The 7,768-nt window shown below is 72.2% G+C and carries 5 protein-coding genes and 1 pseudogene; 4 read left to right on the plus strand and 2 right to left on the minus strand.

Annotation, left to right across the window (positions count from 1 at the left end; genetic code table 11):
- Positions 1-799: 799 nt before the first annotated feature.
- The gene (gene gpmI / locus VF665_RS18940; RefSeq protein WP_331055023.1) at positions 800-2,371 is read right to left on the minus strand and encodes a 2,3-bisphosphoglycerate-independent phosphoglycerate mutase; all 1,572 of its coding nucleotides are present in this window, start codon (positions 2,369-2,371) and stop codon (positions 800-802) included.
- Positions 2,372-2,699: 328 nt separating this feature from the next.
- Between gpmI and VF665_RS18945 the strand changes: the two genes are divergently transcribed.
- A complete protein-coding gene (locus VF665_RS18945; protein ID WP_331055024.1) occupies positions 2,700-3,731 on the plus strand; it encodes a hypothetical protein in 1,032 nt (343 codons plus the stop codon).
- A gap of 191 nt (positions 3,732-3,922) precedes the next feature.
- Positions 3,923-4,840: a hypothetical protein gene (locus VF665_RS18950; RefSeq protein WP_331055025.1), complete on the plus strand. Its 918-nt coding sequence runs from the start codon at positions 3,923-3,925 to the stop codon at positions 4,838-4,840.
- 105 nt (positions 4,841-4,945) lie between these two features.
- Here VF665_RS18950 and VF665_RS18955 read toward each other — a convergent pair whose 3' ends face one another.
- Positions 4,946-5,857, minus strand: a complete 912-nt coding sequence (locus tag VF665_RS18955) for a response regulator (protein ID WP_331055026.1) — start codon at positions 5,855-5,857, stop codon at positions 4,946-4,948.
- A gap of 39 nt (positions 5,858-5,896) precedes the next feature.
- Between VF665_RS18955 and dacB the strand changes: the two genes are divergently transcribed.
- On the plus strand, positions 5,897-7,390 hold the full coding sequence (dacB, locus tag VF665_RS18960; RefSeq protein WP_331055027.1) for a D-alanyl-D-alanine carboxypeptidase/D-alanyl-D-alanine endopeptidase: 1,494 nt from the start codon (positions 5,897-5,899) through the stop codon (positions 7,388-7,390).
- A gap of 24 nt (positions 7,391-7,414) precedes the next feature.
- Positions 7,415-7,768, plus strand: a pseudogene (locus VF665_RS18965) (hypothetical protein); the annotation flags it as partial.

Consider the following 7,768-nt stretch of genomic DNA (forward strand, 5'->3'; position numbering starts at 1 on the left):
TTTCGGGAGGCAGCGGATGCGTTCCGGACCGTGATTTCCCTGCCCAGCCTGCCTAGCGAGTTGCTGCGGAGGGGAAGCGAATTGCGCGAGCGGTTGCTGCCGGCACGACGTAAACGAGTTTCACAGGTCGCTCGGCTACAACGCTTTATAGTTCAAAGTTAACGCTTATGCCCCCGGCCCCTCCCCGTGCAAACAGACGCACGGGGGAGAACGCAGATCGGTGCGGTTCGGGTAGTGCCGATGCCGCCCCGGCCCCAGAGCAAATGCGATCGATTCGCCGCCGGAAAAGATTGCGGTGGATGGATCTGTGCGGGGGGCGAAGGCCGGCGCGGCCCCGGCCCGGAGCGAATGAATTCGCCGCTGGAAAAGCACGAAGTCCGCCTGCGCGGACTGCGGCGGCTGCTGCCGCGCGCCCATCCGGGTGCGGTGTGTGGGGCGGATCGGCCACCGTTGCGCAGCAGGGGCTTGTCATCCTGAGGAGGCGCCGGACGAGGCCTCCGCCGCGCGGGTGATTGGAAGGATCTGCCGTCCGCCCGTTCCAACGTTGCGCCGGGCACGGGAAGCACGCCCGAAGTTTGTATCCCCTGAAGCAGTTGAAGCTCCGATCGTGGACGCGACAGCGGCCACGAGTCGGGGCTTCCCGCTTCTTGAGCGGCGGATTCATCCGCTCAGGGATTCCCGGGACGGCGCCCATTCTCCCGACGCGCGGCCCACTCCGCCCTCAGAACTCCACACTCCGCACTCCGCCCTCAGTACTCCGCACTCCGCACTGATCCCCCCGCACTCACGGACCCCGCACTCACGCACTTTCCCTACGCAGATCCCTCCCCGTCATCGCCGCGGGCTGCTCTACCCCCAGCAGCCCCAGGATGGTGGGCGCGACGTCGCACAGGGCGCCGTCGGCGAGCGCGTTTGCGGTGCGCTGGCCTGCCGGCTCCACCAGGACGATGCCGACCGGATTCGTCGTGTGCGCGGTGTGCGGGCCGTTGGTGGTAGGATCCCACATCTGTTCGCAGTTGCCGTGATCCGCCGTCACCAGCAGCGTCGTTCCCGTCTCCGCGCACGCCTGCACCACCTGCCCCAGCCCCTCGTCCACCGCCTCCACCGCGCGCACCGCCGCCTCCAGCACGCCCGTGTGCCCCACCATATCGGGGTTGGCGAAGTTGCAGACCAGCACGTCGTACTTCCGCGACCGGATCGCCTCCACCAGGCCGCGGGCCACCTCGGGCTCGCTCATCTCCGGCTGCAGGTCGTACGTAGGCACGCGCGGGGAGGGCACCACGCGCCGGTCCTCGCCCCGCGGCGCCTCCTCCACCCCTCCGTTGAAGAAGACGGTGACGTGCGGGTACTTCTCCGTTTCCGCCGTGCGAAAGCTGGACAGGCCGTGCGCCTCCAGCACGTCGCACAGCTTGTCGTTCAGCTCCTGCGGCGGAAAGGCGGTGGGAAGGGGGAACGCCTCGTCGTACTGCGTCATGGTGGCCACGTGCACGCGCGGGTGCCCCGGGCCGCGGTCAAACCCGGTAAACGCCTCGTCTGCCAGCGCGCGCGAAAGCTGGCGCGCGCGGTCCGCGCGAAAGTTGAAGAAGATGACGGCGTCGCCGTCGGCCACCCGGCCCAGCGGCTGGCCGTCGTCATCCACCATGATGCGCGGCTCCACGAACTCGTCCGTTTCCCCCGCCTCGTACGCGGCGGCGATGGCCTCCAGCGGGTCGTGCACGGGCTGCCCCTGGCCGTACACGATGGCGCGGTACGCCTTTTCGGTGCGCTCCCAGCGCCGGTCGCGGTCCATGGCCCAGTACCGCCCCATGAGCGTGGCGATGCGCACGGCGTCCCCGCCCCCCGCCCGCCCGAACAGCTCGGTCAGGTAGTCGCGCGCGGAGGATGGCGGGGTGTCGCGCCCGTCCAGAAACACGTGCAGCCGGCAGCGCGGGATCTGGTTTTCCTGCGCCAGATTCACCAGCGCCAGCAGGTGCGTGTCTACCGCGTGCACCCCGCCCGGGCCGATGAGCCCCATGAGGTGAAGCGTCCCGCCGCGCTCGCGCACCCCGGCCAGCAGCTCGGCAAACACCGGGTTGCGCGCAAAGTCGCCGCTCTGGATGCTCTGCGTAATGCGCTGCAGCGACTGCATCACCACGCGGCCGGCGCCCAGGTTCATGTGCCCGACCTCGGAGTTCCCCATCTGCCCCTCGGGCAGCCCCACGGCCGGCCCGTGCGTGGTCAGCCGCGCGCGGGGGTGCGCGCCGCCCTCCCACAGCGCGCGCCAGGTGGGCGCTTCGGCCACGGTGACGGCGTTGTCGGGGGCGGGCTCGCGCAGCCCCCACCCGTCCAGGATCACGAGGCACACGCGGGGGCGCGGGGCGGTGTCGGGCATGAAAGCGGCCGTTCCTGAGGAGGGAATTGCTTGACGAACGCGCGCGATTCGCGGTATGTTGACCGCAATCCGCTGAACGGGAAACAACCTACGCACTCCGGACGGTTTCGCCACCCCGGAGCGCACGCGTTCAGTGTGCCGTGCTCCACCGCGTTCCGCCCCGCGCCGCCATGGCGCGGCGGATGGCCGGACCCGCTCCTCGCGGACCTCCGCCCTTCTGCCCCGGAACGCGCCGCGTTTCCCACTCCATCCCGAACCCGCTCCGGGCCCCCGCGGCGCCGGACGCCCATCCGTTCCGCACCTCCGCGGAATCCGCCAGGAGTCGTTCATGCCGCGCACCCGCCGCACGCTGGCCACGCTTTCGCTCATCCTCCTCTCTGGGACCGCGCTGGGGATGTACGCGCCCACCCGCGCCACGCCGCCCCTCACCTGGTCCGGCGCCACGCCGAACTCCGTCATGCGCGCGGATGACGACGCGGTGCGGCTGGCAGTGACGGCGTTCGGGCGCAGCGGCAAGCTGCGGGCGGTGGTCACCGACCCCAACCGTCGGCTGGAGCTGCCGCTGGAGTGGGCCGGGGCCGACCCGTTCGACGCGGCGTACACCTGGACGCCGCAGGCCGGGACGCAGATCCGCCTGCTCGGCGGCGGGGGGCAGCTGGCGGGCGGCCTGGTGGCGCCGTCGACCGCGGGCGTGTGGCGGCTGCACCTGCGCGGGAACACGTGGGCGCAGGAGATGGCCGACCTGCACGTCATCACCCGCGTTCCGTTCAGCGACAAGCGCGGCGGCTACCTGAACGGCTACCGCATCGGCGAGTACGCCACGGAAGCGGACGGCCGCACGGACCGGTACGCGCCGCCCGCCGGGTTCATCGAGGTGACCCCGGACAACCAGGACCTGTACGTGAGCGAGCACTTTCGCCTGCGGAACTTTCTGACCAAGGACCAGTTCGCGGTGTGGCCCAAGTACCTGGCGCTGGACCTGCGGCTGATCGACAAGCTGGAGCTGGTGATTCAGGAACTGAACGCCATGGGGGTGCGCGCGGAGCACGTGGCGGTGATGAGCGGCTTTCGCACCCCGGCGTACAACGGGCCCGGCGAGGGCGGGCGCGCGCGGCTGAGCCGGCACACGTACGGCGATGCGTCGGACGTGTGGGTGGACAACGACCGCGACGGCTACATCGACGACCTGAACGGCGACGGGCGCCGCGACACCGACGACGTGCGGGTGATGCTGCGCGCCGTGGACCGGGTGGAGAGCCGCCATCCCGAGTTGGTGGGCGGAGCGGGGGTGTACGACGGCAACGGCGCGCACGGCCCCTTCATCCACATCGACGCCCGCGGCTACATGGCCCGCTGGTAGGGGCCCGGGTCAGTGAACACGGGCCGGAGCCGCCGCAGTCCACCGTCTCGCCGTCTCCGGGGAGGGATGAGCCGGGGGTGCGGAAACGGATTGTCCCGGAATTGAAACTTGTCGCGCGCCCGGACGTATCAGCGGGCACGGGCGACGGGGTTGACCAGAGAACAGGGCCGCGACGCGGCATGGAGGCGTGGATGTACTGCTCGACGTGTGGATCGGGAGTGGCGGAGGGCGCGGCCCACTGCGGAAGCTGCGGCGCCGCCGTTTCGCCCGCGTACGGGCGCGGCGTGGCCGCGGCCGCGCTGCGGGCGCCCGAGGTGGTGGCCCTGTGCCCGCGGTGCGGGTTCCAGGGGCAGAGCGTCGCCTTCTTTTCGCAGCCGGGGCCGGTGGCGCTCATGCTGCTGTTCGCCGTCGCCACCATCTTTCCCTTCATGGGCGCGGGCGGGGTGGTGTACTACATGATGCGCCACAAGCACCGCAAGTGCGCCCGCTGCGGCGAAAACTTCGGGCGCAACGGCGAAGCGGTGGCGGCGCTGTCCGCCGCCCCGCGCGTGCCCGCGTTTCCGCAGCCCGTCGCCGGCCAGGTGCCGCCGCGCGCGCAGACCGCGGCGCCGGCCTTTCCCGCGCACGCGGTGGAGCCGGGGATGAACTACATCCCTACCGGGATCCTGGCGTTCTTCGCCATGATGATCATGATGCTCGGCATCGGCGAAGGGGAGCCTGCCGCCTTTTTCGTGGGCGTCATGGTGGGCGGGCTGGCCGCGTGGACGTACTCCGCCGCCCGCAAGAAGCGCGAACGCCGGCGCGAGGCGCTGGTGCAGGCGCTGCAGCAGCACGTGCTTCGCCTGGCCGGCGAGCGCAACGGCCTGCTGACCGTCACGGACGTGGCCTCGTCCCTGGGGTGGTCGCTCCCCCGCGCGGAAAAGATCCTCAACTCGCTCGAGGACGGGCTGCGCATCGTAAGCGAAGTCACCAACGAGGGGGTGATCGTGTACGAGTTCCGCGAGGTGCGCCACGCCGAACTCATCCGCGCCACCGCGCCGCCGCAGGTGTCCGCGCCGCGCCTGGCACTGGAGACGGCCGTCACCACCTCGCGCACGCTGCACAACTGACGTTCATCCCGCCGGACCCACCGGCGTCCCTCCGCTGAAAGCACGTCGCCCCCGCGGCGCCCCGGTTGAGGGCGCGCCGCGGGGGCGATACATTGTGCGGACCCGCTACAGTTCGATCTCCGCCAGGCCGCCGGAGCCAGAGGCCTTGGAGCGCCGCTTGGCGTCGGCCACCACCTCGCCCAGCCGCTCCAGCGTGGTCCACCGCGCGGGATCGATGCGCACCACGGCGGCGGAAAGGCGGGTGAGGGGAAACTCGCGCAGCACCCCGGCGCGGTCTTCCGCCTGGTACGTCCCCGCGCGCACCGCCTCGGGCGGCAGGTGGCGGGGGAGCGCCTGCGAAAAGCGCGCGCGGGCCGTCAGCGCGATTTCGCGCGCGCCCTCCGGCGGGCAGACGGCCACGAAGTCGTCGCCCCCCACGTGCCCCACGAAGGCGTCGCGCCCCTCGGCCGTGGTGGCGACGGCGCGCCCCGCCTCGCGGATGGCCTCGTCGGCCACGGCGAAGCCGAAGCGGTCGGCAAAGGGCTTGAAGTCGTCCAGGTCGAAGTAGCAGAGCGAGAACGGGGTGCCCGCCTCGCGCCGCCGCTCGATCTCCTGCTCGATGGCCAGCCCGCCGGGGAGCCCGGTGGTGGGGTTGCGGTCCAGCGAGCGCCGGGTCTGCCGCACCAGGGCCGTGACCCGGGCCAGCAGCTCGCGGGGGTCGAAGGGCTTGGCCAGATAGTCGTCGGCCCCGGCCTCAAAGCCGCCCAGCCGGTCCTCGATGCTGGACTCGCCGGTGAGGATGAGGACGGGAACGTGCGACAGGCGCGGCTCGGCCTTGAGCTCGCGGGCCACTTCGAAGCCGTCGGGCCGGCCCATGCGGTAGTCCAGGATCACCAGGTCGGGCGCGGCGCGCCGCACCTCCGACAGGGCCTGCGTCCCGTTCTCGCACAGGCGCACTTCGTGGCCGGCGTGGCGAAGAAAGTCGCCCACCATCCGCCGAAGCGCCTCGTCGTCGTCCGCGAACAGGATTTCGCTCATCCCCTCTTCCGCCCCGGAAATCGTCGCTACGTGATGTTCGTGCCCCTGCTTGTCCGGCGCCTGGGCGCCGTGCTGCTCGCCCTGGCCGCCGCCGCGCCGCTCCCCGCGCAGCCGGCGGGCGGGAATGTAGCAATTATCGCCGCGCCCCGCGCCCCCTCGCTGGCGGAGCGCATCGACGCGGTGCTCGCGCGGCCGCAGTTGCGGGGCTCGCGGTGGGGAATCGAGGTGCGCGACGCGGGCACCGGGCGCGTTCTGTACGCCCGCGACGCCGCCCGCCCCATGATCCCCGCCAGCAACCTCAAGCTGGTGGTGACGGCCGCCGCGGCGCACCACCTGCCCGCGGACTACCGCTTCCGCACCTCGCTGTACGCCACCGGCCCCGTGCGCGACGGCACCCTGCGCGGCGACCTGGTCCTCTTTGGCCGCGGCGACCCGCTGATCTCGGGGCGCTACTTTGCCTCGCGCACGGCGGTGTGGGAGATGCTGGCCGATTCGCTGCGCGCGCGGGGCATCCAGCGGATCGCCGGCGCCGTGGTGGCCGACGAAAGCTGGTGGGACACCGAGTACGTGCGCCCGGACTGGGACGCGGCCGACCAGCTGTGGTGGTACGCCGCCCCGGTGAACGCGCTGGGCTTCGCCGACAACGCCATCGACTTCCGCATCGTCCCGGGCGCCGTCGGACGGCCGGCGCGCATCACGGGGGAGCCGCGCTCCGCCTCGTGGTCGCTGCGCAACGAGAGCCGCACGGTGGGCGCGGGCGGGGCGCGGACGCTGGACTTCGACCGGCTGCCGGGGAGCAACCACGTGCGCGCGTTCGGCACCTATCCGGCGGACGGCGGGGCCGACACGGAAAGCTTCGCCGTGCAGGAGCCCGCGCGCTGGACCGGGACGGCGTTCCGGGAGGCGCTGGTGCGGCGCGGGATCGTGGTGGGCAGGGAGGACGTCCGCGTCGTGAGCGACCCGGCGCAGTCGGTCGTGCGCGGGATGACGCCCCTGGCGGAGTGGCGCTCGCCGGAGCTGCCCCGCGCCATCGCCCCCATCCTGCTCAGCAGCCAGAACTGGATCGCGGAAAGTCTCGCCAAGACGCTGGGCCGTGAAGTGCGGGGCGAGGGGAGCTGGAGCGCCGGGCTGGCCGTGGAGCGCGCCTTTCTGACCGGGGTGGTGGGGGTCGACAGCGCCGACTTCGTGCTGCGCGACGCCTCCGGGCTGTCGGCGCAGAACCGCATCACCCCCCGCGCGCTGGTGAATCTTCTTGCCTACGTGCGGCGTACACCGGGGCAGGGAATCGTCCGCGTCGCGCTCCCCGTTTCGGGGCGCGCGGGATCGCTGCTGCACCGGCTGGAGGACCTGCCCGGGCGGGTGGCGGCCAAGACGGGGTACATCGGCGGGGTAGACTCGTTGAGCGGCTTCGTGACGCTGCCCGACGGGCGGGAAGTGATCTTCGCCATCATCGCCAACGAATCGCGCGAGCCGTCGGCGCGCATCAAGGCGGGAATCGACGACGTGGTGCGCGCCATTGCGGCGGGCGCCTGAACGGGAGGGGATTTGAATCGCACGATGACAGCCGCGGCCTGCCTGCTCCTGGCGGGGTGCGCGGGCGGAATGGGGCCGGGGCGCGCCGCGGCCCCCGCGGAGCGCACGCTGAGCCCGGAGCTGGCGGCGGCGACCTTCGACAGCGCCTGGTCCACGGTGAACCGGACGTTCTGGGACACCACCTTCAACGGGGTGGACTGGCGGGCCGTGCGCGACAGCCTGCGCCCCCGCGCGGTGGCCGCGCGCGACAATGCCGCGCTGCGCGGGGTGATCGGCGACATGCTGCACACGCTGCGGCAGTCGCACCTGGGAGTGATTCCCGGCGGGGAAGACGCGGCGCTGGCCGGCGGCGGCCCCCGGCGCACGGACGGAGAGCCG

Source organism: Longimicrobium sp., assembly GCF_036387355.1.
GTDB lineage: Bacteria > Gemmatimonadota > Gemmatimonadetes > Longimicrobiales > Longimicrobiaceae > Longimicrobium.